The sequence below is a fragment of the Pseudomonas sp. S2_A10 genome, from assembly GCF_054668465.1.
In genome coordinates this window covers 4,573,954-4,597,063 of record NZ_CP162773.1, presented here as the reverse complement: position 1 = coordinate 4,597,063, position 23,110 = coordinate 4,573,954, and the positions used below count along the sequence as shown (strand labels likewise).

Below are 23,110 nucleotides of genomic sequence, written 5' to 3'. Positions count from 1 at the left end.
CCAGCGATATCACCTCGACTCCTGCGAATACGACCAATATTCGTACATTTCGCCCCGGGCGCTTGTAGACAGTGTCTAAATCGCCCAAGCTGCCATAATTTGCGCGCTTTCGAATAGTGCGCGGTCTGCCTGATTCACGTCAGTCACCGCGCACTATTCAACTCTGATCGAACTGCAGGTAAAATTCATAATCACGAGCCTAACTGCCTGAACAAACGTTATTAAATGCCTAAATATGAATCAACAATATCCCACGTTCTCCTGAGCAGCTCACCACATTGCTCGCTATTAATAATCGAGATATTGCCATGACGCAAATCCTTCGCCAGCTCCGAAACCCATATAATCTGATCCTTGCTAAAACCGCACCCTTCTCTAAATTTAGCCCACCGCTCCCCATCATTTCTAGTAGATATATCATTCATCAAGCAGTAGTGATGCTTTAGGCTTTCTATTGCCCTATAACAATAGAATGGAGTGTCTTCGCGATATCGCATTGCCGATGTCAAATCGACTAGGCATCGATGAATCAACATTCCATGCATGCCTAATTGTAGGTCTCGGATTTTCGCCAAATCTAATTCGAACCCTTCCTGGCTGCGCCTTCCATAAATAACATTGTTCTCAATGCCATACACATAGTCGATCTCCCTATTTCTGTTGATAACCCTTGTTACTTGAAAATCAAAAACACAACCAACAAGATACGAAACCGCCGACAGCTGATTGACCACTATGTAATTTACTAAATGCTTCAGATCGAGCGCTTGAATTTCAACACCCGACTCCAACCAAATTGCGACCTGATTACAAACAATCGTTATATCTGCAGAGTAAAACTTCCCACTCGCCAAATGTGTACCTTTCACAGACCACTTCAATTCAAATTTAGCTCTTTCCGGCAACACAATCCCTTGAATAAAATAATTTTCCATTATCAAAACTCTAGTTTTTAAAGACCAACTCTCTCACATAGGATTGGCAAGCCGCCAGTGCAATCAGCCCTGGTCGCCGGCGTCGGTGAGGCCGACAACTCGTTGAGCATGCGCTAAGGCAAGTCGGGCCCGTGCTGCTCCATGCGCCTCACGTGGCTGGGGTCACGGCACATCCTTAAAGAAGACGTGATGGCCCAGCTTCAAGGTTTGAGTGGCGCCTTTCACCCAGGTCGGTGGCTTCGGCATGGCGGTCGCGTAGTAGTGCGTAGCGCCGCCGGTTGGGTCTGGAACCTTGCCGTCGATCACCTGGTCAGCAGCGATACGACACTGGGCGAGCTCGCGGAACGGGATCTGCTTCACGCCGATCAGGAACTGATAGTTCGGGTCAGTCTTGTTCCAGCAGCTGAACTGGTACGGCTTCTGGCAGACTACGGCGTAACCTTCACCCCACCACGACCTCTCCTTTCCATCGAACACGCGGTTGCGGATCGTCCAGGCCACGGCGACTTGGCCGGCCGGTCCCTCACCTCGCGCCTCGCCCCAAATCGTGCGGGCGAGGATGTCGCGGTCTTTCTCGGTTACTGGCATCACTTTTCTCCGGGCAAAAAAATACCCGCTCGATGGCGGGTACTCAAACGTTAATTCAGTCGTTAAAAGACTCTTCTAAAAACTGATATTTTTCGGAACCCCCACACAATAACAAGCGAAATTGCCATTGTAAGGAAAACCAATCCCGGGATCGTTATCCATCCGGAAACATCAGGATTGTTGAGATCGAAATATCGTATTAGGACGTCCATCACGAGCGGGTGAAATACATATATCCCAAGTGAACAAGCAGAGATCGCAGAAACGATCGGCCTAATGAAAGCAGGAACCGATCGAATCATCAAAGCAATATTAAAAACAGCGCAAGCCGCGAGGACTATGAGTGGTGAATGATAAACATAGAAGGTTTGCAAAGGGTGACCGGCTCGTACGGAAACGAGATATGTCAGATAGCACGTGCCTGCGGACCCAACAAAAGCTAGGAAGAGGTTTAGTGCCAGCCATCCCATGCCGCCTTTGTTTTGGTTTCTGTCAAAGAGATAGGCTCCGAGGAAGACAAAACCGAAATACCCAGTAAAGCTGAACAGCGAATATAGCTTTATGGGATCGACTCCGGGGACTACAAACTGCCCTAACGTACCCCAAACACAGTTACACAGGAACCAAGCACCGAGAAACATCAACCGCTCATTATTAGTTGAATTTCTAAATATCTTCCCCAAGAAAGGCAGTAATACGTAAATGCCGAGAAGAGAGTAAAAATACCAAAGATGCCCATTCGAAGGCGCAGTCAGCAGCAACTTAATGCTGCCGAAAATCCCTGGATATTCTTTCCAATATACCGCAGCATAAATGACTGACCAGAATATCAATGGTTGAAGAACCCTACCAACCCGACTCTTATAAAATGGAAATACCCCCTCATCTCTCGATACGAGCAATGCTCCTGTAATCATGAAGAATATGGGTACAGAAGCCCTAGCCAGAGAATCAAAGAAATTGGCCGAAAACCATTTTTCACTGAACACAAAAAAATCATTTGCGGATATATGTACAACTACAACCAGTATGCAAGCTACCACTCGAGCTATATCTAAGCCTACGGAAAATTGTCTGCTTCTTGTGTCCATGCTCAATCCCTGATTTCAAATTCAGTGGATGGTACTCGCCCAATATTTTGTTGTCATTTCTATTTTCAGGTGAGGGGCGGCGGTACATATGGGCTAATAACCCACTCAAGCTGCCGCCCATCCCCGTATCACTTCGACCTGCTCGTCGATGGCGGGCGTATCAAAACGGTAATCTATTGGACTTGTTCAAGCGCCCTGATTCGGCTTTCGAGCTGATGGTTTTTCGATGAAAGCTCTTGAACCGCGCCAACCAAGTAAGAAACGAGACCGAGCGAATCAAGGGAGAGAATTGACGTAATGTTATCCTTCGTTTCGCCCTCGATGATCTCACCCGTTACCAATGAAGAATCCGAAAGCATCACGTCCTGAGCGATGAACCCTCGTTTTACGCTCGACTGAGAAACCGGCCCACGCTGTGAGAATCTGTAAGTAACAGGCCTCAAGGACTCGACTAGCGAAAGGTCGCCTGAGGTGTCTTGAACGTAATTGATTTCCTCCTTGATGCGCTCATCCGAGGCGGTGTATTGGATCGTGCCGGTGTTCGATCCATCCACCCAAACCTACATCCCGGACCCAGCCCAGAAAAGATTCCAGTGGTTCGATCCAGATTGCCCGGTACCGCTACTCGACCGATAACCTGGCGGAAAGAAAACAGAACTGGAAATTAAATAACCTGCAGAACTCGAAAGCGTCGTGGAATTGTTAAGGCGCAATGTGCGGACGACTTTCCCAGTACAGCGGAATCCACGACTTCGTGGCAGCGCTCAGCATGCCGAACGCGCTAATCAACTCGACCGGCGAGCAGCCCTTTGAGCGGTACAACGCCGCGCCGACCACTCAATTGGCCCTCTTCCACCAGGAAGGCGAGTTTCTGCACGCGGACATGGTTCGCTGGGGATGGCGCCCGCATTGGGCGAAAGACCGCGCCGCGCCAATTAACGCCCGCGTGGAGAAAGTCGCCCACGGACCGTTCTTCCGCGCGATTTGGCCGCATCGGGCAGTCATCGCGATCAACAACTGGTTCGAATGGGTAGACGAAGGCGGGCCGAAAAAGCAGCCCTACCTGATCCGGCACCGCGACCAATCCCCAATCCTTTGCGCCGCAATCGGCCAATACCCGAACGAGGAGCACGAACCTGGCGAGCACGACGGATTTGTGATCATCACTGCCGATAGCGCCGGCGGGATGGTCGACATTCACGACAGGCGGCCGGTGGTTCTCTCGCCAGAGCTCGCGCGGGAATGGTTGGACCCGGCCACGCCTAAAGAACGCGCTGAACAGATGGTGTTGCATGAGGGCGAACCATCCGAGGCTTTCGAGTGGTTCAAGGTTGACCGCGCCGTGGGTAACGTACGCAATCAGGGGCCGGAACTGATCGAGTCGGCCGAATGATTCATCGTTGCGACAAGGTTTTCAGGTGCTCCACTAGCGCGGCTTCGAAAATGATGTGAAGCCTTTCAGCATCGCCGGAGCGCAACGCGCCGGCAGTTTCAAGCCCAAGGACGAAGCCCTCCGCCCGCGCTCCCGCCTTCACCGCTGTGATCATCGAGTCCGTCCGGACGATTTGCGCCAGGAGACGATCGACCTCTCGCTGCATTTTGTCGCCCATCACTACGCCTTCCACAGCGATTCACCCTTTATATTCACTGCGACATCCAATACATCACTGCCAGGACGACCGTAACCCAAACGAGGGTCATCAAGAACGAAAGCCCTGCAAGTCGCTTGTCCACGTACATAACGCCATCATCAAAAAGGAATGATGGTTCAGGAGTTGAGCCTCCGCAAGCGTGGCGGAGGGCCAGCAATATTGCAAGTTTCGCACATAGTCCTGGCACGCCTGCAACGCGATCAGCCCACGGTCGCCGGTGTCGGTGATGGCGATAATTCGTTGAGCATGCGCCGGGTCAAGTTGGGCTCGTACGGCTGCATGATCCAAGCCGCCGGCGCCGGCGGTGGCTGGCATCCCACAGCCTTTGGCAGCGTCGGTTGCGTCGAGGAGGACTGACAACCGCAGATCAGAAGTGGCAAGGCGATCGCGCAAGCGATCTTGTTCACGTTGGGCATCGGTCATTTTCTCGAAGTGTTTTTTTCACTGCTCGCCAGCCGCTGCTCGAGCGCCATGCGCTTGTCCTGCTCGACCTGCTGCGCAGCTGCCGCGGCATTCGTCAACTGGTTCAGGGTCTCGGTATGCAGCTGGGACTGCTCGGCCAATTGCTTGCCGTAGCGCCAATCTTGAAACTGCCAGGCGCTCCCGAAGCCGATACCGATCATTGCGATGACGCCTAAAAGCTTCATGTAACTGAACACACGCTAATCCTCTGCTATATAAGAGTTCCGGAATCGATAACCTACGGAGTTGGAAATGCCTACCAAAAGGGAAATTACAATCGCAGGGATCGGCGCGGCGCTCGGTGCCGATGCCAAACATGCGCCTGCTGAATTCACCATCGGCAATACCAATATCAGGATCGATAATCGGGGGATCAGCATCATCCTGAACGAGGAAGGCCTCGACCAATTCGCACTGAGAATTTACCGGCCGCATATCGACGCTTCAGCCTGGGGGTATGTGCTTGTGGCTGAACCTGGTGTGAAACCCAGTGATAAAGGTGAGGCAGGTTGGAGCGACTACCATGTTGTTGGTTACATGCCAAAAACGGCATGATCAGCCGAGAACATTCAAAGCTTTCTCGTACAAAGCTTGGTGCTCATCTGCGCCGTTTGGAGTGCGCCCGCGCCGACCAGTGTTGATGATGCTGCCGATGTTCGAGTTGTCGCCGGCATCGGCCAGAGTGTTCAGCCCATGCGTGGCCCACCACCATGCCGCCGACATCGCAGCATGCTGCGGTAGCTCCAGCAGTTCCGGCTGATTGATCAGGTCCAGGCCCAGCGCCTCGCCACATGCGGCATAGTTCGCCCGGCCGGTGATCTGGATCAGGCCACGGCCGCGGTATTTGAGGCCGTCGCCCTGCTTGGTGTTGCCGAGGTCTGCCCGCCCCTCGTACCGTGCCTGGGCCGGTGTCGGCCCCCAAATCTCCCGGACGTACCGCAACTGGCTGGACTCATGCCCGATCTGGGCAATGAACGCAGCCACCCGTTTGGCACCGACGACCTGGTAGCGCTGCATCGCCGTGTTGAGGACAGGAACAAAAACGCCGGCTCTTGCGCCGGCGTTCGGGAGGATCTGCAGCAGTTGCTGTTGGGTGATAGGCATCTGTTTTCTCCAGGCAAAGAAATACCCGCTCTATGGCGGGTTGCGGTTGGTTGATCCGGCTGGGCGCCACGGTCTATTGGCTGGCTCGGGGAATCCCTCTGCCCCTTCCTTCCAGTTCCTGACTCGGGTTCGATAGGCTAGCCACTGCTCACGCGTGCCCGGGAGCGCTTCGGCCCCCTCCTCCAGCGCCATCAACTGGTCGTTGATCTCCAAAATCTCGGTAGCTCGCCATTCCTCCTCGATGCGTGATGCCTCGCGCAGCGCATCCGCCGCGGCACTCGCATTTATGAGCCACTGCGGAATCTCCTCAGCGAAAGTTTCCCCGTCCTGCAACTCCATGTCGGGGTTAATCGCTCTCCAGCCGGTAGCTGTAATTGCATAAGGCATATTCGTCACCTGTCGAAGTAGTAGCCGAGCGTGTAGATGTAGGCGAGGTTCGAAGAAGACGTCCAATAGGTGATGGTCCTATCGTCAGCGATACGGCAGGTTCCGTTCTGCACCGTCCCCGCCGAAACGAACACCTGCCACCCTACCGATGCCGCCGTGCCAGCGTCGGATAGCGTGAACTGCGCGATACCGCCCGAGCTTGTCTGGAAAGAACCTGCCAACGTGTGCGCTGTCGTCGGGCAGCTTGCCGCTGTGCTGACGCTGCCGATCCCTGTTACCCCATTGAGAATTCGGAACGGTGCTACGGATGGGTTGCCGAAGGTATAACTCATCGACGAATCGAGCGGATGGTGGTGAAATTTGTAGATGTTGCTCGCCGCCCCTACCAGCAGCGAGCCGATGTAACGGCGTGAGTTGTCCCCTGTTTTCTGGTGTGCTTGGTTGTAGTAGCGCAATGGCACGGTCGCGGCCTGCTCAATGTCACCAGCAGCGGTCAGGTAAACGTGAATGAAGCTGTTAGCCGCCCCCGATGGCGTGAAAGTGCCGCCTGCGTAACTGACAACCTTGTTGACCGAAGGGATGTACGCACTGCCCGCGCCGACGCTGATCGACGTAGCTGACACCCAGCCGAGCGTTAGTCCGTCGATGTAGCCCCGGCCAACGCCGAGCGCTGCAGCTGCTCCGGCCGACGCTGCGGCGCTGAGTGCTGAGTTTGCCGCAGCGTCCTTGTAACCAAGGGCAGCCTGTTCCGATTGTCCGGCGTTGGTTGCGGACGTACCGGCAGCATTCTTATAGTTAAGCGATGCCGCTTCGGACTGCGCCGCCGCGTTTGCCGAAAGACCCGCCGCATTTTTATAATCCAACGATGCAGTTTCGGATTGACCAGCAGCGGCTGCCAACTGAGCTGCCGTGTTTTTGGAAGAAAGCGCGGCCGCAGCCGACTCAGCCGCCGACTGCACGCTCTCCTCCAATCCATCGAGCGCATCGCCCACCTCAAGCGATGCCTGACGGAGCGCGTCGGCGGTGGCTTTCAAATAGCCCTGCATCGGTGCGAGGGCGTAGGTTCCGCCCGCGACCGTAGACCCTTTGTACGGCGGCGAGATCGATAGAGCGGTATCGCTCGCGATGTTGGTGACCTCGTACAGCCCGCTATCTGGGCCGATCCAAGCATCACCAACACGTGAGTTCGCGATGAAAGCCGTGCCGACACCCATCACCGCATTGGAATTTTGGGCAACAGAGACCGTTCCTGATTTGTACCAGGTCATGGATATTTTCCTTTGAGGGCTTAAGCAGCGATTTTTGCGAAGACGGCGGGCAGGAAGAACGCAGACGGGTTCGAAGCCGCAATGGTGATTGCGTAGAGCGTGCTATTGGTAAAGTCCCACCAGCAATAGAGTTCTCGGGGAATACCGCTGCCGGAAGTCATCGGCATGCCGAAGTTGTTCAGCAGCATGTATTCGTTTTGCGGAAAGTTGAACGGTACCTAGTAGTAGATTCGTGTCAGCCCTTGTGGGGTGGTGTCATATTTGACGTAGTTCCAGTTCTGGAAAGCCCGGCTGAATGTCGCGTTGGGTGTGCCCGAATCAAAAAGCAACTTCCCCGCACCGTCCCAGAGACGCATGCCGTATTGCGCCACCGGCTGCGCAGCGAAAGCTGCAACGAAGTAGCGCCCGTTCGGTTGAGCGGTATTTGCGTCATACGCCCGAACATAAAAGCCGATCCAGTTCCCCGCCGAACCGATAAGCCGCACCCTGCACAGGCCAGCAACGCCGCCAACAGTGTCGGGTCGCACGAACACCAAGGGTGGCTCCTGCGAAGTCACGGGGCGAACGAAATAAGTCGTCGACCCAAGACCTCCCTCTTCCGTGGGAGCAAACCTGCCGGTGGAGATCACCATTAGCCTGGCGAACTCAGAATCGATGACCACTGTGTTGGTGTTGTTGGTGTATTGCAGTCCAAAAGCCATCAACCCCACCTCATTACGATCAACCGCATAGTGCCAGACGACGTGAAGCTGGCGGCATAGGTGCGCGTGTGGTTGTAAACCCGCACCAAGCCGTCGAGGACTTCAGTTTCAAATTGCATTTGCGAATCTGGGTATGCGCCGATGGGAACCACGATTGCCGTCCCGTTGCCCGGCGATATGCCAGGAACCGAGAAATCTTGATTCCCTTTGCTGGCCCCAAGAGCGAACGTGACCAGCGTGGAGAACAGCACCCGAATGGTGAATGAATTCTCATCGATCTGAAGTACGCCATCAGCGCCCCAGATCCTCATTCCATAAGCCATAGTTCACCCCAGATAGCCAAGACGGACACGCAGTACATTGTTTGCGTCGTAGACCGAGACGTTCAGCGAGTTGATCACCAGCCGCCCCTGACCGGGCACGATGCCGTTGATTTCAAGCGTTCCGTCTTTGTTGAGGATCCAGCCTTGTACGCCGGCAATGTAGTTGGTCGAGCTGATGTAACTGCCGATCTTGGCGTTGGTGATCGTACCGTCGGCGATGAACGCCGAATTCATGAACACCTGTACGTCTGATCCACCGATCCCGGGCGCCAGTCCCACTTCACGTTCGGGAAGTTGTAGTTGCCGCTGGCATCGCGAATCGGGGTGTTGTCCAGGTAGATGTCGTAATCGGTCGGGACGCTGTCGAACTCACCTTCGCCCACGGCGATCAGCAGCTTAGCCAGGTTGGTCGAGCGCAGGCTGTCGCTGGCTTCGGTCGGCGATTTAGGCTTGCTGCTGCCGCCCTTCTCGCCGTGGATATCGATCTGTGCTGCTGCGCCCATGCTTTCCTCCAGGCATAAAAAAACCGCCTCGCGGGCGGTCGGTGTGCTGCTGTACTCATTACACTTTGTCTTCAGCCAGGATTGAGGCCGAGATGATCATGCCGCCCCAGCGGCGTTCGCCGATGCAGATCGGCACCGGGTTGCCGCTGGCCGTGGTGTTCTTGGCGCTGCCGAAGGCGTAGGACGGTGAGTTTTCGGGGGATGCGCTTTGCTTCAAGCCTGAGGCTTGCGGACTGAGCATTTGGATGACACCGCCGGCAACGAGGGCAATGCACACCGGGGCCAAAGCCTGAAACCCCGGAATAAACGACGCAGCAATCAGGACTGCGCCGATGATCGTTTGAAGCAGGCCAGCACGCTTGCTGCCGCCAACCACCGGCACGATGCGGATTTCCTGAGCGCCGCCCAGCGCGAAATCCTTCTCAGGCACGTTCTTTCTGTTCCGGAAAATGGCGAAGCGCAGACCGCGCCGCTCCAAGTCTTTGATCGCTGCGTCGAACCCCTCCAGCGTGCACTTCAGCGCCTTGAACGCCTCCCCTACGGAACGACTGCCCAGTTCGCGGTAGTGAACTCGGCCGAACAGTTTAATCAGCGGACCCGATAGAAGAATGGTCGTCATCATTGGCCGGCAATGTGCAGTTGCTGTCACGGTTTTCTCCAGACATAAAAAAACCGCCTTTCGGCGGCTGTTTTTTGGGTGTTCAAAGGCAATCTTTTATCGCCTGCTTCATGTCTCCGCGGCCATAGCCCGGCGACCATGCCATGCGCTGATACAGCGTTACGGTGCTGCCCTTCGGTGCTTTGCGTATATCCAGCAGCTCGTCGGTCATATTGTTGCTCGCGACCAACAATCTGTATCCGTTTTCTGTCTCGGACATTGAGGCATCGCTTCTGGCGTCCTGCCATTTCGGGAAAACACACAGCGCATAACGCTTGGGATCTTTCGCGGTTGCTGCCTTGAAGCTCGGGTCATTTTTCTGAAGATCCCCAGGGGATACACACCCAGCCAACAGCGCTACCGCCAGCGCTCCTACGATCAGTTTCATGCAGGTCACTCCTGTGGGAAAGGATGCACGATATCACCGGACCGGCGCGGAAATGAAAAGCCCGGCTAGGGGTGGGGTTTTCAATCAGAGTTCAAGCTCGCTATGTCGATGCTTCAATGCGTCTCTCAGCAAATGCACAACACTACCAGCGCCCCCGTCGAAAATAAGATCGTCGTAAAGCATTGTCGACTCACGATAGTGCCCATTCAAAACCTCCAGCACTACAGAGATGGCGTTCAAACCGGCCTTGATTTTTTGACGACTTGCTGGGGGGAGTGGATTTGCGATCTGGTTCTGAATACGCACTAAATCGTTGTGCGCGATCCGCTTATTACGGTGTGCCCTAGTGAACTCCGCGTCGCTCAACGCTAAGTTGATGGCGCTTTCTACTTTGGCTTTAACAGCCTGGTCGGTCACAAGATCCGGAATGGCTCTGATCGAGAGTGTTTTCTTCCCAGCGCTAACCGGTGGGTCGGTCAGTCTCGAAATGCCCAGCATTACGCCGTCCCAGAGCTGCGCCTGCACGACGCTGAAGAATGTCGGGGCAGCATCGTTAAGAACACGAACAGTATCCTGATCTACGCCAAAAAGGGCCTCGTACTGCTTCCATAGCAGCAGAATATCTAGCAGGTGGTCGTTAAGGTCGCAATACATGCTGCCCAAGTCCGCTCCCATGGCCGCCACGCACTGCGCTCTAACCTCTTTATGACTCAACATTTCCCGATCCAATGGCCATTCCGTGCCGAAAGCATGTCACGGTGCTTATAACACCTCAATGCCTGTCCACCCATCCAGTGTGGACGAAAGCACAGTAGCGAAATTGGATCCAGCCGTAGTAGCGTTATGAAGCCATGCGCTGCGCATGGCTATTCCATAACATATTCGAGATCTAAAGAATGCCGCCAGATGCAGATGAGCTCCGTCGCCGTACCGAAGACGGAAAAAAGAACATGGAATTCCGCGACTTGATGGATTCCATTAATTACGACATCAACGACCAAGCTCGCGCCGGATTGTCCAGCACGGTTTATACGCTGAGCGAAAGTAACGCTGAGTTCGCAGATGCAATTATTGATCACTTCTCCGAATCTGACTTAAGCGTCAGGTTTGACGAAAATACCAACACACTGCATATCAACTGGGAATTGCCTGAGCGCGACGAGCAGGAGTAAAGGCGTAGATCGATGTCCCAGTCCATTGCCTGCAAGCCCAAGGACTGGGATTGCGCCAATATCGGCGCGTTTATGACCTGGAGGTCAAATGCAAAATGTAGAACACCGCCTGGCTCAACTTGAGCAAGCAGCGAACACGGTATCGGCAGTGACACTGAATGCACTGGGTGCAGTTATCAATGCGACTACAAAGCTTGATTCTGTTGACAGGCAAGCACTCTGGGATGAGCTGGAGTCCTACAAAGCGACTCAGATTCAGGGTGGCAGTCAAGCCAACTATTTGGACATGCTTTCCTTCTTGCAGTCCCGCATCTCCTGATAGCCGATTGGCGTCGACGCACACGGCGTCGACGCGTTGTCTTGCCCGGGTCCAAGTCCAATCCCAGCAACTGCTACACCACCAGACTCGGTGGTCACAAATATAATTTTCATTGCTCTTCTCCAGTGGTCAAACCACATCATATGGTTGGCTGTGCATCTTTGTGCCTGAGAATCAGGCGTGTTCTGTCGAGCCACGGCCCGCCGAAGACAATCACCTCGGACGGTCTTCCGTACAGGTGGTGCAGCAGGAACGGGCCGGGGCCGAACGTGGCGGCATCCTCACCCGGCAGCGCAGGATCAGTGCCGAGAAAGATCCCGGCGTGGTTCGGGTAAACCGTGTGCCCCACTTCCATCACGATCATGTCGCCGCGCTGCGGCTGGTCGACGCGGTAGAAGCCGGCCGCCTCGTAGTTCGCCTCGTACAGGCTGGTGTTGTCCTTGCTCTCCCACCAGCCATCGGCACGCTTGAAGGCTTCGAACTCCAGCCCCCACTCGCGCTTGTACCAATCGGCGCACACCTGCCAGCAGTCCCACGCCCCGTGCACAAATGGCCGTTTCAGCAGCGGCACCTCGCCGATCGGCACGATGGTGCGCAGGTCACCTTCCGGCCAGCTCAGGATATGCCAAGGCATCGCGGTCGCTTCGCACATGGCGAGGTCGCGCGGTGACGGTCGACTGGTTGCATCCGGATGCGAGTGCACAACGCCGATCACCTCGCCGACGTCTTCGGCTGCGGCGTATTGCTCCGGATCGATTCGAAACTCTTCGTTCGGCTCGGTCGAGATGTTGCTGCAGGGGAAGTACTGTTGCCTGCGCCCGATCGCCAGCAGCAGCCCGCAGCACTCTTTCGGGTACTCGGCCGCCGCGTGCGCCTGGATCGCGTTCAAGATGTGCTTTCGCATGTCAGCTCCTTGCGATCAGGGATACAGCGGGGAAGCCACCGAACGGCAGCGGATTGCCCTCGCCGAAGCGCGGGATGCAGCCCTTGCCCAGCGTGGCGTCGCACTCGTCCAGCTCAGGGTTGTCAGTGATGACACCGTCCTTCGTGACGTACGGCCCGGTGTAACCGCAGTTCGGCCCGCGATATCCGGCGGTGAGGCACCAATGGCACAGGGTTGTGGCCTGCCGCCCGATCGACTCATTACCGACATCGCCAGGGCTGGCCAACTCCCAGCTGACAGTCTCCCCGTCTTCGTTCGTTTTCTGGTCGATGTACCAGACCTCGATCGTTTCTTGGGTTGGGTCGGCCGTAGGATTGCCGGCGGGGAAGTTCGCCGCGTCGAGGTAACTGCCGAGCGTGTGCCGCATCGTCAGCTTGAACTCGAGCAAGTCCTCGAACGCCAGACAGAGCGCGGTGATACGCCCATTCACGTTGCCCACGGACAGAGTTGGACGGACCGCTGTGCCGTCGCCGTTCGCCTCAATGCCGTCGATCTGCATGGGCCAGGCGCTGTACTCGTTGCCCTGCCAGTAGATCGCCTTCGCCGGCAGCTGGTCGGCATCGTCGCCGGCGGCAATCAACTCGGCCGGCGTGTGCGGTACCCGGCTGATGGACGAGCGCGACGTGCGCGACGGGCAGATTTGGGTGCTGCAGGGCAAGACAAAGGCGAAGCGTCGAATCGACATAACGGGAGAGCTGAAGGTTTTGATTGATCGAATCATGTCTCGGAAGTCAGAACACAAGGTCCGCTCGACGCGGCTGATCGTTACTGAGGACGGCACGCCGATGACGGTGGCGATGTTGCGAAGGAGGTTTGACTTGGCCAGGGAGGCGGCCGGCGTGCCGAAAGCTGAATTTCAGATGCGCGACTTGCGCGCCAAGGCGGGTACCGACAAGGCTGAATCCAGTGGCGATATCTTGCAAGCCAGAGATCAACTTGGGCATACGACGGTGGTTATGACCGAGCAGTACATCCGCAATCGAAAAGGCAAAAAGGTCATGCCTACCAAGTGAATTGCGGACCAAGTTCAAAATAGCGGACCAGAAACAAACAAGGGTTTGCATCAGCTTTCGCCCGCAAACCCTTGATTTAAGATGGTGCCCGAAGCCGGAATCGAACCGGCACGCCCTTACGAGCGGGGGATTTTAAGTCCCATGCGTCTACCAGTTTCGCCATTCGGGCGGTAGCGCGGTATTGCTCTGCTCAGCCTTGCGGTTGGATCCTGACAGGATGACCGCTTGAAAAGCCGAGCGGGGAATATATACATCACGTCCCGGTGAAGCAAGTTTGGAGTGCGCGATTTGAGAACTAAATATCGCTGACCGCAGAAAATCAAAAAGCCTCAGAAATCAGGGAGCTACGGAGTTTGCTTGAAGTAGAGGCCGAGGTAACTGGCAAATCGCAGCAACCAGACTGGAAATTGTGGCGATAAACTCAAAAGATTCAGATGCTCACCATCACCTTGGCTGCACGGGTGACAGATGTTTCATCGATTGAGATTATGAGCAGGCAACCCAAGTCTGGACGGGATGTCTACGCTAAAGGTTGGCGCCGAAATCAATAATCAAAGGGTATCAGCACGCCCCCCTTCAACCACGATCACGCCTCACAGAACGTCACCAGAGCAGAGCTCAGGGATGTACAAGCAATCAGGAGATTTGATTCCATGCAAATGAGTGACACCGTTCTAAAAGCGTCTTTAAGCCAAGAGGAGCGCTCGGCGATCGCCGAGATCGAAGCGACCACCAATATCCTGCAGCTTGTCACCCGCCTGACCGGTACACGCTTTGCCGGAATCGCAAAATTCACGGAAACGGAATGGATCGTCTGTTCGGCATACGATCCGATTGAACTGGGAATAAACGTCGGCGATACGCTGGATCTGGAAACTACGCTCTGCAGTGAGTTTCGACGAAATCCTCAAGCCCTCTTCCTTCCACAAATCAGCAAGGATGGACGACTTTCGTCACGTCCTGTGGTGAAGCAGTATTCAATTGAAAGCTACGCAGGCGCGCCTGTTTTCCTGCCGGACGGAAGACTCTGGGGTGCCCTATGTGCTCTGGATTCAAGGGCCGTTCTGTTTGATAACCCGGATCTTGCGGACACACTGACGTTATTCGCACGCCTTATTGGCTGCATCTTTTTCTCGAATCTGACGGTGGAAGGTGCCAGCCATATCAAGACCGGGGCGTGTCTGACTGAGTGACCCTCCATAAACGATGCGGAACACCACACTTTTCCCACAAGCAACAAAAAACCCCGTAGATCATTGATCTACGGGGTTTTTGATAGTGGAGGCCGAGGTCGGAATCGAACCGGCGTAGGTGGATTTGCAATCCACTGCATAACCATTTTGCTACTCGGCCTCAAAGTATTTGCTGTCAGTAGCGCAACAACAAACACTGTACAAATTGGAGCGGGAAACGAGACTCGAACTCGCGACCCCGACCTTGGCAAGGTCGTGCTCTACCAACTGAGCTATTCCCGCTTGGTGTGGCGCATTCTATAGAATTAAGAAGCCCCGTCAACCCCTTGATTCAAAAAACTTTTATTTCTTTTCTACATCAGTCTTCAGGTGCGGCCAGGCGGCGCGAAGGTATTGAACCATCGACCACAGGGTCAGCCCTGCCGAGACGATCAGCAGCGTATAACCGAGCACGACCCAGAAGCTCAATGCCTTTGGATGAGCCAGCAGAATCACCAACGCGAGCATTTGCGCCGCTGTTTTCCATTTGCCGAGATTGGAAACGGCCACCTGTGCCCGGGCGCCGAGTTCGGCCATCCATTCGCGCAGCGCCGAAATCACGATCTCGCGACCGATGATGACTGCTGCGGGCAGCGTAAGCCAGAGATTGCCGTGCTCCTGCACCAGCAAGACCAGGGCAACAGCGACCATCAGCTTGTCGGCGACCGGATCGAGGAAGGCCCCGAACGGTGTGCTTTGCTCCAGTCGGCGCGCCAGATAACCATCGAGCCAGTCCGTTGCGGCCGCGAAGGCGAACACCGAAGCGGAGGCCATGTAACTCCATTCGTAGGGCAGATAGAACAGCAAAATAAAGATCGGGATGAGCAGGACGCGTAGAACGGTAATCAGATTAGGGATATTCATCGGCACAACTGGCTACGAGGTGAAGGGGCATTCTACTCACTATGCAGGTTCGCATAAATCGACTCAGCGAGCTTTTTACTGATCCCCGGGGCTTTGGCGATCTCTTCGATGCTTGCACGAGACAGCTCCTGCAATCCACCAAAATGTTTCAACAGGTCACGGCGGCGCGTCGGCCCTACCCCTGCGACACCCTCAAGCGTCGAGGTTCGGCGGGTCTTGCCGCGACGGGCGCGATGCCCCGTAATTGCAAAGCGGTGTGCCTCATCGCGGATCTGCTGAATCAGGTGCAACGCGGGCGAATCGCCGCGCAAGGTGAACTCGTGCGCTGCATCATTCAGATACAACGTTTCGAAACCGGCCTTGCGCGTGGCGCCTTTGGCGACGCCCAACAGGATCAGATCCGGTACGGCCAGCTCGTTGAGCACATCGCGGGCCATCGACAATTGGCCCTTGCCACCGTCGACCAGCAGGATGTCCGGCAACTTGCCCTCGCCGTCCTTGAGTTTGCTGAACCGGCGGGTCAGCGCCTGGTGCATGGCCGCATAATCGTCGCCGGCAGTGACGCCTTCGATGTTGTAGCGGCGGTAATCCGACTTGATCGCACCTTCCGGCCCGAACACCACGCAGGAGGCAACCGTCGCTTCGCCGCTGGAATGACTGATGTCGTAGCATTCCAAACGTTGCGGCGGCTCATCCAGATTCAGCACTTCGGCCAGCGCGTCGAATCGCGCGGCGGTGTGCTGACGGTTGGCCAGACGCGCGCCCAACGCTTGCTCAGCGTTGGTCACGGCCAGTTGCTGCCAGCGCGCACGGGTACCGCGCACCCGGTGACTGATGGCCAATTCGCGGCCGCGCAAGGTATGAATCCCTTCGATCAACGCTGGGAAATCTTCATGAACCACGTTAACGATCAGTTCGCTCGGCAAATCGCGTTCGGGGCTGCTGATGTAGTACTGGCCGAGAAACGCCGCCATGACTTCGGAAACGTCTTCCTCGATGCCGACCTGCGGGAAAAAATTCTTGCTGCCCAGCACTCGCCCGCCGCGCACGCTGATCAGGTGGACACAGGCGCCGCCGGGGTTGACGAATGCGGCAATAACGTCGATATCGCCGGTGCCGCCTTCCATGCTCTGCTGGTCCTGTACCCGGCGCAGCAATCCGATCTGGTCACGCAATTCGGCCGCGCGCTCGAACTCGAGATTGATCGCTGCCTCTTCCATCGCCGTGGACAGCTCGTTGGTCAGCGCATGGCTGCGACCTTCGAGGAACATCACCGAGTGGCGTACGTCTTCGGCGTAGACGTCAGGCTCGACCAACCCCACGCACGGCGCCTTGCAGCGTTTGATCTGGTATTGCAGGCACGGACGGGTGCGGTTCCTGTAATAGCTGTCTTCGCACTGGCGAACGAAAAAGGTTTTTTGCAGGATACTCAGGCTTTCGCGTATGGCACCGGCACTCGGATATGGGCCGAAATACTTGCCCTTGGCCTTTTTTGCCCCGCGATGGATGCTCAGTCGCGGAAACTGCCCGTCGGAGAGAAACACGTACGGATAGGATTTATCGTCGCGCAGCAGGATGTTGTACGGCGGGCGCCACTCCTTGATCAGCGTTTGCTCAAGCAACAACGCTTCGGTTTCGTTGGCGGTGATGGTCGTCTCGACCTGAGCGATACGGCCGACCAGTGCGGCCGTCTTCGGCGCCAGCCCGGTCTTGCGAAAGTAGCTCGCCAGACGTTTCTTCAGGTTTTTCGCTTTGCCGACATAGAGCAGGCGCGCTTCGCTGTCGAACATGCGATAGACGCCGGGCCGACCGCTGACGGTCGACAGGAAAGCACTGGAATCAAATGTCTCGGTCATGGTCAGGCGCTGGCATCCACCATGCCGTGACGCACCGCGAGCAGTGTCAACTCGACGTCGCTGCTGATCGAAAGCTTCTCGAAAATGCGGTAGCGGTAGGTATTCACGGTTTTCGGCGACAGGCACAACTTGTCGGAAATGATCTGGACCTTCTGGCAACCGACAATCATCAACGCAATCTGGATTTCCCGCTCGGACAACGCATCGAACGGCGAATCATTGGTGGGCTGGAATGATTTGATTGCCAACTGCTGAGCGATCTGCGGACTGATGTAACGCTGCCCGGCGAAGACCAGACGAATGGCCTGAACCATTTCCGGCAGACCCGCGCCCTTGGTCAGGTAACCAGCCGCCCCGGCCTGCAGCAAACGCGTCGGGAAAGGGTCTTCCTCGCACACCGTAACGGCAACCACCTTGATGTCCGGGTGGCTGCGCAGCAGCTTTCGCGTGGCTTCGAGGCCGCCAATGCCAGGCATCTTGACGTCCATGAGCACTACGTCAGGCTTCAATTCACGGGCCTTGATCAGGGACTCTTCACCTGACTCGGCCTGACCCACCACTTGCAGGCCATCGATATCGGCCAGCATTCGTGTAATGCCTGTGCGAACGAGATCATGGTCGTCGACCACTAGCACCCTAATCAAGCAGACACCTCGCGATATGGTCTTATTGGGATGCCGGACACCTTAGCAAAAAGTGCCAGACAGACCTAGCGGAAAGCCGCATTTAAAAAGTTTCAATTCATCATTCAGGGCTTGCCGGCTGTGGGTTTCAGAGCACAGCTGTACTCAAATCAAGCTGCATCCTGAGGAAACACTCATCCCTGCCCACGATGCGCAGTCCTTTGCGTGCATACAGTTTTTGCGCCCGGTTATTGTCAAACACTGTCAGTCGCAGTGCCGGTCGTCTTGCCTGACGAGCCATTTCGGTAACTTGACCAATGGCCCAGGAACCGGCGCCCTGCCCTTGCCAGAGATGATCAATCTGCAATTCGCGTATGTACAGCGCCCGCGCATCCTGGCTCAGACTGAAAAAACCGATCGCCAGTTCATCCTGGAGGATCATCCAGTTGTCACGATACTGCCAGCCTGCGTCGAACGCCTCGTCCTGCCACAACAGGTCGTGGTCAATGTAATAGCGCAGCATGTTGCGACAGGTCAGATCCCGCGCAAGAGCAAGATCATCACGGGTGGCATGCCGGATTCGATAACTCATTCAGCTTTCTCCATGACTGCAAAGTTGCCCTTCACCCGCATGGTTTGCCAGTGATAGGCGTTTCGAGCGGCGGGCAATAGCATTTTCTGATTGCTGATGCGTATCAGCGTCGAGTAAGCTCGGCGCATTCAACGGAGACAGCACATGTTCAACACCCTTCCACAGTCTTGCACCACCAGCGCCCTGCGCTCGGTCGCGGCTGCCCGGGTGAATCACACTTGCGCTCCTGACAATTTTTATTTTGGGTATTGGTTTAGCCACTGGCGCGCCTGATACCCAAACGGCGCCCATGATAACGGGTCGCCTACCAGAGATTTCTCAACCCCCGGTCGGCCTCCCGACCGGGGGTTTTGTTTTTTCAGGCCCATCACTTTCAGCGACACACCACATTTCGAGGATTACACCATGAACCACGCCACTTATTACCGTTACGACAGCTTTAGCGCCTGGCGATTTACCAGCCTCCGCTCGGGACAGCCTGCCGCCTCCGATCGGTCACCCACAGGTGGCAAACACACATGCCTAGCCAGTACGGCCATTTGTCGAACACCCCAGTAGGGCCGAGTGCGCGGGAAAAACCCGCCATCCGCCCAGGAAGACCGAACATGAACTCTTCAGTTTCCGCTTTGCCGCTGTCCACCCTCGATTCTGCCAACGAAGCACTGACCCTGCGTCTGCCCAGCTCGTTGCAGCTCAAACAGCAATTGCCGCTCAGCCATTCCCTGCATCAACAGGTCAACACTCATCGCCAGGCGGTGCGCGCCATCCTTGACGGTGAAGACCCACGCCTGCTGGTCATCGTTGGCCCCTGCTCTATCCATGACCCGCAATCAGCGATTGAGTACGCCAGCAAACTCGCTCGCCTGGCCGAAGATGTCAGCAGTGAAATGCTGCTGGTCATGCGCGCCTACGTCGAAAAGCCGCGTACGACGGTCGGCTGGAAAGGTCTGGCCTACGATCCGCATCTGGACGGCACTGACGATATGGCTGCCGGTCTGACGCTGTCGCGCGGACTGATGCTGGAAATGATCCAGCTCGGACTACCGGTCGCTACCGAACTCCTGCAACCCATGGCCGCCAGCTACTTTGATGACCTGCTGAGCTGGGTGGCCATTGGAGCCCGCACCACCGAGTCGCAGATCCACCGCGAAATGGCCAGTGGCTTGAACATGCCCGTGGGCTTCAAGAACGGCACCGACGGCGGCGCCGCCATTGCTGTCGACGCCATGCGCTCGGCAGGCCATCCGCATCGACACTTCGGCGTCGACAGCCAAGGGCATCCGGCGATCGTGCAGACAGCCGGCAACGCTGACACCCACATTGTGCTGCGCGGTGGCCATCAAGGGCCAAACTACGACGCAACCAGCGTAGCCAACATCAGCGCCGAACTCAGCCGACTGAAGATTCCCAGCCGGATCATGGTCGATTGCAGCCATGCCAACAGCGGCAAGGATCCACTGCGTCAGCCAGCCGTGTTCAACGAGGTGCTTGAACAACGCCTGCGTGGCAACCACTCGCTGATCGGCGCGATGCTGGAATCTCATCTGTTCGAAGGCTGCCAGCCGCTGAGCACCTCTCTACGCTACGGCGTATCGATAACTGATGGCTGCCTCGGCTTTGACGCAACGGAACAGTTGCTGACCGACGCCGCACGGCGCCTCGCTAACGCCAGGGCCTGATCGCAGATCGCCCTCCCGTTCCATACGAAGCGCGGAGGGCTGACCTTCCCCAGGTTATGCCACTATGCTGATCCGCCTCACGGCAGATTGCTGACTGGTATCGTCCAGACGTTCGATGGTGTAGGCAATCTCCACCGTCGTGCCGTGGTGCTCGCGCCAGAACCGATGGGGAACAATGAAACTCACCGGTTGCCCGGCCGCCTCCCGAGTGATTTCAAGATCATCGCGATGACTGAAAAAATCACCATCGCACTTGAGATAGACCAACTCGTCTTCCTGCACCAGCGGGTCTTCAATCAGAATGGAAACCCCCTCTATCGAGTCCTTCACCGACAGCACATCACCGATCGTCCCAACAATATCCGGCGCGGCCAGTTCAGCACGCACTGCCGGCCCAATGAAAACCGTCGCAGGCTCCGAGGTTCGGCTGGCTCCACAGCGTTGTTCAACACGGTAGGCGACCACCACCTCGCCACCACGATGCGCTTCGACGTAGCTGGCCGGCACCCAGAAGGACAGGCTTTGCGCGACGGCGCAGGCCTCGACCTTCAACGAGTCGGTGAATATTTCAGGCGAAGCATCTCCATGCCACGACAGCATGATCCGGTCGCCCGCTGACATCCGAGCGTAAGGCTGCAGGGTCACCAGGGTGCCTTCGACCACTCGCGACGGCTCCAGCGCTCCGTTTACCGAGCCTTCTATTTGCGGCGCCAACAGATGCGGTCCAACGTCCCCGACAGACAGTTGCAGGCGAGCAGATTCCACTGCCTTGGGCGCGGACGCACTTTGCAGTGTCCAGTAAACCTCCAGCGAGCCCCCGTCCAGCGCAGCGACATGCATCGCCTTGATGACGAAGATGACGTCTTTGCCAACCTGGACCTGGCTGATGAATCGAACACTCTCGTATTGATAGGCAAAGCCTTCGATATCCAGCCCCTCCCAAGACAGCACGATCTGATCGCCGCAGCTCATGTTGGCATAAGGGGAAATGCGAACGATGGCCTTGGCCAGCGAAGGATCCAACACGCTCCCTTGGAGCCCGTCAATCGTTGGCGCGACCAGAGGTTCGATAGACACTTCGGCAACCATCGGCTGGCGCATCCGCCAGCAAAACTCGATTTCATGGCTATTCATTTTCGCTTCCACTCCCTGGAAAACGTGCCGCCCCGAATGACGACACTGACATCTACATTGAGGACCTATTTGAACGTTCCGGATGTCAGCCGAATCCACCGCGACAACGGCGTAACCGCTACTCGCAAAGTAGGCAACAGCAGAGATCACGCGGTTATGCCGACAAACGACCCACTGAACTTCCGATTCGGATTTCACAGCTCTCCGAAATTTCGTACGCCTCGTAGTCCATTTTCAAACGCAATGTGAAGCCTCTTCGTACTTCTTCAACGGGATGAGTGTTTTAGAGTGGCCCGGTGATTTCCCGATGAACTTCTACGAAAAAGGTAAGAACATGCAACGGAATGCTACAACTCGTTATCCCATCCTGTTGGTCCACGGTCTGTTCGGGTTCGAGCATATCGGTCATTTCGAGCTGTTCCATGACGTCAAGTCCGCGCTGAAAACCGCCGGATGTCGATTGTTTGTTCCACACCTTTCGGCCACCCACGACAATGAAAAGCGGGGTGAGCAATTGCTGTCACAGATTGCTTGCGTGCTACGAGGCACAGGCGCGAAGAAAGTCAACCTCATAGGACACAGTCAAGGCGCACTCGCTGCACGCTATGCGGCGGCGCTTGCACCAGACGTCGTCGCTTCGGTCACCTCCGTCAGTGGCCCGAACCATGGCTCGGAGCTCGCCGACTTCCTGCGCAGGGCACTGATTCCGGGCAAGCTTCCCGAAGCCGTCGCACAGAATGTCGCAACGCACTTCGCCGACTTACTGTCGCTACTGAGCGGCAGCGCGACATTGCCGCAGAATGCGTTAGCCGCACTCAACGCATTGACCACGGTCGGCGTCGGTAAATTCAATGACAAATTTCCCCAGGGACTGCCGCAAACCTGGGGCGGGCATGGTCCTGAGCAAGTCAACGGCGTGCGCTACTACTCGTGGAGCGGGGTTGTTGCGCAATCCACGTTGCCAGTGCTGGATCCGGTTCAAGCAACCTGCCGGGTCCTGTCGCAATATTTCGCCACCGAACCCCAGCAGAATGATGGTTTCGTCGGACGCTTCAGTAGCCATCTCGGCCAAGTGATCCGCTCCGATTACCCAATGGATCATTTGGCCAGCCTGCGGCGGAGCGCGGGCACAAAAGCGCCCTCGCCGGATCCGATCGACCTGTACGTCGAACATGCCCAGCGTCTGCAAGCGGCGGATCTATGAATCGGGCAAGGAACGCAGAATGGAACTTTGCCGAGAATTCGCCGACTGATTCCGGTACGCTCCACCTTTTATTGAAACAGTTCGGAGAATTCCCCATGGCCAAAGCCACTGCCCGCCACATCCTGGTTTCCAGCGAAGACAAGTGCAACGAACTCAAGGCTCAGATCGAAGCCGGCGCCGATTTCGCTGAAGTCGCCAAAGCCAACTCCACCTGCCCGTCCAGCCGTCAGGGCGGCGATCTGGGCTCGTTCGGTCCAGGCCAGATGGTCAAGGAATTCGACACCGTGGTATTCAGCGCGCCGATCAACGTCGTGCAAGGCCCGGTAAAAACCCAGTTCGGTTATCACCTGCTGGAAGTCACCAGCCGTCAGGACTGATTCGTCGTCCGATTGCTGACAACGGCCCGCCTTCTGGTGGGC

Annotated in this window: 26 protein-coding genes, 3 tRNA genes and 7 pseudogenes; 9 read left to right on the top strand and 27 right to left on the bottom strand. The window is 56.3% G+C overall.

From position 1 onward, the window contains the following. Positions 1-221: 221 nt before the first annotated feature. From AB4N41_RS20675 to AB4N41_RS20655, 5 genes and pseudogenes are all read right to left on the bottom strand, one after another. Positions 222-935, bottom strand: coding sequence for a hypothetical protein (locus AB4N41_RS20675; protein WP_460137940.1), 714 nt, complete (start codon positions 933-935; stop codon positions 222-224). Positions 936-945: 10 nt separating this feature from the next. Continuing rightward, positions 946-1,079 (bottom strand): annotated as a pseudogene (locus tag AB4N41_RS20670) (lysis protein); the annotation flags it as partial. A gap of 18 nt (positions 1,080-1,097) precedes the next feature. Further along, positions 1,098-1,523 (bottom strand): cell wall hydrolase, encoded by a 426-nt coding sequence (locus tag AB4N41_RS20665; protein WP_460138418.1) that lies wholly within the window; start codon positions 1,521-1,523, stop codon positions 1,098-1,100. 62 nt (positions 1,524-1,585) lie between these two features. Next, entirely contained in the window at positions 1,586-2,614 is a 1,029-nt protein-coding gene (locus AB4N41_RS20660; protein WP_460137939.1) for an acyltransferase, read from the bottom strand. A gap of 173 nt (positions 2,615-2,787) precedes the next feature. Beyond that, positions 2,788-3,168, bottom strand: a complete 381-nt coding sequence (locus tag AB4N41_RS20655; RefSeq protein ID WP_217850439.1) for a tail fiber domain-containing protein — start codon at positions 3,166-3,168, stop codon at positions 2,788-2,790. Positions 3,169-3,326: 158 nt separating this feature from the next. Here AB4N41_RS20655 and AB4N41_RS20650 point away from each other — a divergent pair, with 158 nt between their 5' ends. Beyond that, positions 3,327-4,007, top strand: coding sequence for an SOS response-associated peptidase family protein (locus tag AB4N41_RS20650; protein ID WP_460137937.1), 681 nt, complete (start codon positions 3,327-3,329; stop codon positions 4,005-4,007). Position 4,008: 1 nt separating this feature from the next. On the opposite strand, the gene AB4N41_RS20645 is transcribed toward AB4N41_RS20650, so the two are convergent. Next, a complete protein-coding gene (locus AB4N41_RS20645; protein ID WP_225930817.1) occupies positions 4,009-4,224 on the bottom strand; it encodes a hypothetical protein in 216 nt (71 codons plus the stop codon). Positions 4,225-4,428: 204 nt separating this feature from the next. Then, positions 4,429-4,913: pseudogene (locus AB4N41_RS20640) on the bottom strand (lysis system i-spanin subunit Rz); the annotation flags it as partial. Positions 4,914-4,980: 67 nt separating this feature from the next. On the opposite strand from AB4N41_RS20640, the gene AB4N41_RS20635 reads away from it, so the two are divergent. Beyond that, positions 4,981-5,283 carry a hypothetical protein gene (locus tag AB4N41_RS20635; protein ID WP_095179796.1) on the top strand — a complete coding sequence of 101 codons (303 nt, stop codon included), beginning with the start codon at positions 4,981-4,983 and terminating at the stop codon, positions 5,281-5,283. Here AB4N41_RS20635 and AB4N41_RS20630 read toward each other — a convergent pair whose 3' ends face one another. From AB4N41_RS20630 to AB4N41_RS20585, 10 genes and pseudogenes are all read right to left on the bottom strand, one after another. Beyond that, positions 5,284-5,832 carry a glycoside hydrolase family 19 protein gene (locus AB4N41_RS20630; RefSeq protein ID WP_460137936.1) on the bottom strand — a complete coding sequence of 183 codons (549 nt, stop codon included), beginning with the start codon at positions 5,830-5,832 and terminating at the stop codon, positions 5,284-5,286. 30 nt (positions 5,833-5,862) lie between these two features. Beyond that, on the bottom strand, positions 5,863-6,219 hold the full coding sequence (locus tag AB4N41_RS20625; protein WP_460137934.1) for a hypothetical protein: 357 nt from the start codon (positions 6,217-6,219) through the stop codon (positions 5,863-5,865). 5 nt (positions 6,220-6,224) lie between these two features. Continuing rightward, entirely contained in the window at positions 6,225-7,487 is a 1,263-nt protein-coding gene (locus AB4N41_RS20620; RefSeq protein WP_460137933.1) for a hypothetical protein, read from the bottom strand. Positions 7,488-7,507: 20 nt separating this feature from the next. Beyond that, positions 7,508-8,188 (bottom strand): annotated as a pseudogene (locus AB4N41_RS20615) (hypothetical protein). Next, positions 8,188-8,499: a hypothetical protein gene (locus AB4N41_RS20610; protein WP_460138417.1), complete on the bottom strand. Its 312-nt coding sequence runs from the start codon at positions 8,497-8,499 to the stop codon at positions 8,188-8,190. The pseudogene AB4N41_RS20615 and the gene AB4N41_RS20610 overlap by 1 nt, the downstream one beginning before the upstream one ends. A gap of 15 nt (positions 8,500-8,514) precedes the next feature. Beyond that, positions 8,515-8,748, bottom strand: a pseudogene (locus AB4N41_RS20605) (phage tail tip fiber protein); the annotation flags it as partial. Positions 8,749-8,753: 5 nt separating this feature from the next. Further along, positions 8,754-9,014: pseudogene (locus tag AB4N41_RS20600) on the bottom strand (hypothetical protein); the annotation flags it as partial. Between the two features lie 58 nt (positions 9,015-9,072). Continuing rightward, positions 9,073-9,636 carry a tail assembly protein gene (locus AB4N41_RS20595; RefSeq protein WP_460137932.1) on the bottom strand — a complete coding sequence of 188 codons (564 nt, stop codon included), beginning with the start codon at positions 9,634-9,636 and terminating at the stop codon, positions 9,073-9,075. 79 nt (positions 9,637-9,715) lie between these two features. Continuing rightward, positions 9,716-10,060, bottom strand: coding sequence for a hypothetical protein (locus AB4N41_RS20590; RefSeq protein ID WP_460137931.1), 345 nt, complete (start codon positions 10,058-10,060; stop codon positions 9,716-9,718). Positions 10,061-10,144: 84 nt separating this feature from the next. Beyond that, positions 10,145-10,777 carry an AbiU2 domain-containing protein gene (locus tag AB4N41_RS20585; protein ID WP_460137930.1) on the bottom strand — a complete coding sequence of 211 codons (633 nt, stop codon included), beginning with the start codon at positions 10,775-10,777 and terminating at the stop codon, positions 10,145-10,147. A gap of 233 nt (positions 10,778-11,010) precedes the next feature. Between AB4N41_RS20585 and AB4N41_RS20580 the strand changes: the two genes are divergently transcribed. Further along, a complete protein-coding gene (locus tag AB4N41_RS20580) occupies positions 11,011-11,232 on the top strand; it encodes a hypothetical protein (RefSeq protein ID WP_460137929.1) in 222 nt (73 codons plus the stop codon). An 88-nt stretch (positions 11,233-11,320) separates the two neighbouring features. Next, complete coding sequence (locus tag AB4N41_RS20575) at positions 11,321-11,551, top strand: hypothetical protein (RefSeq protein ID WP_460137928.1); 231 nt, start codon at positions 11,321-11,323, stop codon at positions 11,549-11,551. A 139-nt stretch (positions 11,552-11,690) separates the two neighbouring features. Here the strand turns inward: AB4N41_RS20575 and AB4N41_RS20570 are convergent, their stop codons facing one another. Together AB4N41_RS20570 and AB4N41_RS20565 are read right to left on the bottom strand one after the other, a co-directional pair. Then, the gene (locus AB4N41_RS20570; protein WP_460137927.1) at positions 11,691-12,455 is read right to left on the bottom strand and encodes a C40 family peptidase; all 765 of its coding nucleotides are present in this window, start codon (positions 12,453-12,455) and stop codon (positions 11,691-11,693) included. Between the two features lies 1 nt (position 12,456). Further along, positions 12,457-13,095 (bottom strand): annotated as a pseudogene (locus AB4N41_RS20565) (phage minor tail protein L); the annotation flags it as partial. Here AB4N41_RS20565 and AB4N41_RS20560 point away from each other — a divergent pair. Then, positions 13,085-13,507: pseudogene (locus tag AB4N41_RS20560) on the top strand (tyrosine-type recombinase/integrase); the annotation flags it as partial. The pseudogenes AB4N41_RS20565 and AB4N41_RS20560 overlap by 11 nt on opposite strands. 82 nt (positions 13,508-13,589) lie before the next feature. Here the strand turns inward: AB4N41_RS20560 and AB4N41_RS20555 are convergent. Then, positions 13,590-13,676 (bottom strand) — tRNA-Leu (locus AB4N41_RS20555). Positions 13,677-14,166: 490 nt separating this feature from the next. Here AB4N41_RS20555 and AB4N41_RS20550 point away from each other — a divergent pair. After that, the gene (locus AB4N41_RS20550; RefSeq protein ID WP_164488345.1) at positions 14,167-14,700 is read left to right on the top strand and encodes a GAF domain-containing protein; all 534 of its coding nucleotides are present in this window, start codon (positions 14,167-14,169) and stop codon (positions 14,698-14,700) included. A gap of 86 nt (positions 14,701-14,786) precedes the next feature. Here AB4N41_RS20550 and AB4N41_RS20545 read toward each other — a convergent pair. From AB4N41_RS20545 to AB4N41_RS20520, 6 genes are all read right to left on the bottom strand, one after another. Next, positions 14,787-14,860 (bottom strand) — tRNA-Cys (locus AB4N41_RS20545). 46 nt (positions 14,861-14,906) lie between these two features. Beyond that, positions 14,907-14,982 (bottom strand) — tRNA-Gly (locus AB4N41_RS20540). Between the two features lie 60 nt (positions 14,983-15,042). Continuing rightward, the gene (gene pgsA / locus AB4N41_RS20535) at positions 15,043-15,603 is read right to left on the bottom strand and encodes a CDP-diacylglycerol--glycerol-3-phosphate 3-phosphatidyltransferase (protein ID WP_056785283.1); all 561 of its coding nucleotides are present in this window, start codon (positions 15,601-15,603) and stop codon (positions 15,043-15,045) included. 32 nt (positions 15,604-15,635) lie between these two features. Further along, the gene (uvrC, locus tag AB4N41_RS20530; RefSeq protein WP_056785282.1) at positions 15,636-17,459 is read right to left on the bottom strand and encodes an excinuclease ABC subunit UvrC; all 1,824 of its coding nucleotides are present in this window, start codon (positions 17,457-17,459) and stop codon (positions 15,636-15,638) included. Between the two features lie 2 nt (positions 17,460-17,461). Then, entirely contained in the window at positions 17,462-18,103 is a 642-nt protein-coding gene (gene gacA, locus AB4N41_RS20525; protein ID WP_024012761.1) for a response regulator transcription factor GacA, read from the bottom strand. A gap of 127 nt (positions 18,104-18,230) precedes the next feature. Continuing rightward, positions 18,231-18,674 carry a GNAT family N-acetyltransferase gene (locus AB4N41_RS20520; protein WP_252878009.1) on the bottom strand — a complete coding sequence of 148 codons (444 nt, stop codon included), beginning with the start codon at positions 18,672-18,674 and terminating at the stop codon, positions 18,231-18,233. A gap of 605 nt (positions 18,675-19,279) precedes the next feature. On the opposite strand from AB4N41_RS20520, the gene AB4N41_RS20515 reads away from it, so the two are divergent. After that, entirely contained in the window at positions 19,280-20,353 is a 1,074-nt protein-coding gene (locus AB4N41_RS20515) for a 3-deoxy-7-phosphoheptulonate synthase (RefSeq protein WP_056785275.1), read from the top strand. Between the two features lie 54 nt (positions 20,354-20,407). Here the strand turns inward: AB4N41_RS20515 and AB4N41_RS20510 are convergent, their stop codons facing one another. After that, entirely contained in the window at positions 20,408-21,487 is a 1,080-nt protein-coding gene (locus AB4N41_RS20510) for a hypothetical protein (protein ID WP_252878008.1), read from the bottom strand. A gap of 334 nt (positions 21,488-21,821) precedes the next feature. Here AB4N41_RS20510 and AB4N41_RS20505 point away from each other — a divergent pair, with 334 nt between their 5' ends. Both AB4N41_RS20505 and AB4N41_RS20500 read left to right on the top strand, forming a co-directional pair. Then, on the top strand, positions 21,822-22,691 hold the full coding sequence (locus AB4N41_RS20505; RefSeq protein WP_252878175.1) for an esterase/lipase family protein: 870 nt from the start codon (positions 21,822-21,824) through the stop codon (positions 22,689-22,691). 95 nt (positions 22,692-22,786) lie between these two features. After that, positions 22,787-23,068, top strand: coding sequence for a peptidylprolyl isomerase (locus AB4N41_RS20500; protein ID WP_041478733.1), 282 nt, complete (start codon positions 22,787-22,789; stop codon positions 23,066-23,068). The last annotated feature ends 42 nt before the right edge of the window (positions 23,069-23,110 follow it).

Coding starts and splice junctions, on each gene's coding strand:
- AB4N41_RS20645 (WP_225930817.1), bottom strand. CDS start 4,224: ATGGGCGACAAAATGCAGCGAGAGGTCGATCGTCTCCTGGCGCAAATC.
- AB4N41_RS20650 (WP_460137937.1), top strand. CDS start 3,327: ATGTGCGGACGACTTTCCCAGTACAGCGGAATCCACGACTTCGTGGCA.
- AB4N41_RS20635 (WP_095179796.1), top strand. CDS start 4,981: ATGCCTACCAAAAGGGAAATTACAATCGCAGGGATCGGCGCGGCGCTC.
- AB4N41_RS20675 (WP_460137940.1), bottom strand. CDS start 935: ATGGAAAATTATTTTATTCAAGGGATTGTGTTGCCGGAAAGAGCTAAA.
- uvrC (WP_056785282.1), bottom strand. CDS start 17,459: ATGACCGAGACATTTGATTCCAGTGCTTTCCTGTCGACCGTCAGCGGT.
- AB4N41_RS20520 (WP_252878009.1), bottom strand. CDS start 18,674: ATGAGTTATCGAATCCGGCATGCCACCCGTGATGATCTTGCTCTTGCG.
- AB4N41_RS20630 (WP_460137936.1), bottom strand. CDS start 5,832: ATGCCTATCACCCAACAGCAACTGCTGCAGATCCTCCCGAACGCCGGC.
- AB4N41_RS20585 (WP_460137930.1), bottom strand. CDS start 10,777: ATGTTGAGTCATAAAGAGGTTAGAGCGCAGTGCGTGGCGGCCATGGGA.
- AB4N41_RS20515 (WP_056785275.1), top strand. CDS start 19,280: ATGAACTCTTCAGTTTCCGCTTTGCCGCTGTCCACCCTCGATTCTGCC.
- AB4N41_RS20665 (WP_460138418.1), bottom strand. CDS start 1,523: ATGCCAGTAACCGAGAAAGACCGCGACATCCTCGCCCGCACGATTTGG.
- pgsA (WP_056785283.1), bottom strand. CDS start 15,603: ATGAATATCCCTAATCTGATTACCGTTCTACGCGTCCTGCTCATCCCG.
- AB4N41_RS20575 (WP_460137928.1), top strand. CDS start 11,321: ATGCAAAATGTAGAACACCGCCTGGCTCAACTTGAGCAAGCAGCGAAC.
- AB4N41_RS20580 (WP_460137929.1), top strand. CDS start 11,011: ATGGAATTCCGCGACTTGATGGATTCCATTAATTACGACATCAACGAC.
- AB4N41_RS20590 (WP_460137931.1), bottom strand. CDS start 10,060: ATGAAACTGATCGTAGGAGCGCTGGCGGTAGCGCTGTTGGCTGGGTGT.
- AB4N41_RS20610 (WP_460138417.1), bottom strand. CDS start 8,499: ATGAGGATCTGGGGCGCTGATGGCGTACTTCAGATCGATGAGAATTCA.
- AB4N41_RS20510 (WP_252878008.1), bottom strand. CDS start 21,487: ATGAATAGCCATGAAATCGAGTTTTGCTGGCGGATGCGCCAGCCGATG.
- AB4N41_RS20660 (WP_460137939.1), bottom strand. CDS start 2,614: ATGGACACAAGAAGCAGACAATTTTCCGTAGGCTTAGATATAGCTCGA.
- AB4N41_RS20595 (WP_460137932.1), bottom strand. CDS start 9,636: ATGATGACGACCATTCTTCTATCGGGTCCGCTGATTAAACTGTTCGGC.
- AB4N41_RS20620 (WP_460137933.1), bottom strand. CDS start 7,487: ATGACCTGGTACAAATCAGGAACGGTCTCTGTTGCCCAAAATTCCAAT.
- AB4N41_RS20505 (WP_252878175.1), top strand. CDS start 21,822: ATGCAACGGAATGCTACAACTCGTTATCCCATCCTGTTGGTCCACGGT.
- AB4N41_RS20625 (WP_460137934.1), bottom strand. CDS start 6,219: ATGCCTTATGCAATTACAGCTACCGGCTGGAGAGCGATTAACCCCGAC.
- AB4N41_RS20550 (WP_164488345.1), top strand. CDS start 14,167: ATGAGTGACACCGTTCTAAAAGCGTCTTTAAGCCAAGAGGAGCGCTCG.
- AB4N41_RS20500 (WP_041478733.1), top strand. CDS start 22,787: ATGGCCAAAGCCACTGCCCGCCACATCCTGGTTTCCAGCGAAGACAAG.
- AB4N41_RS20570 (WP_460137927.1), bottom strand. CDS start 12,455: ATGCGAAAGCACATCTTGAACGCGATCCAGGCGCACGCGGCGGCCGAG.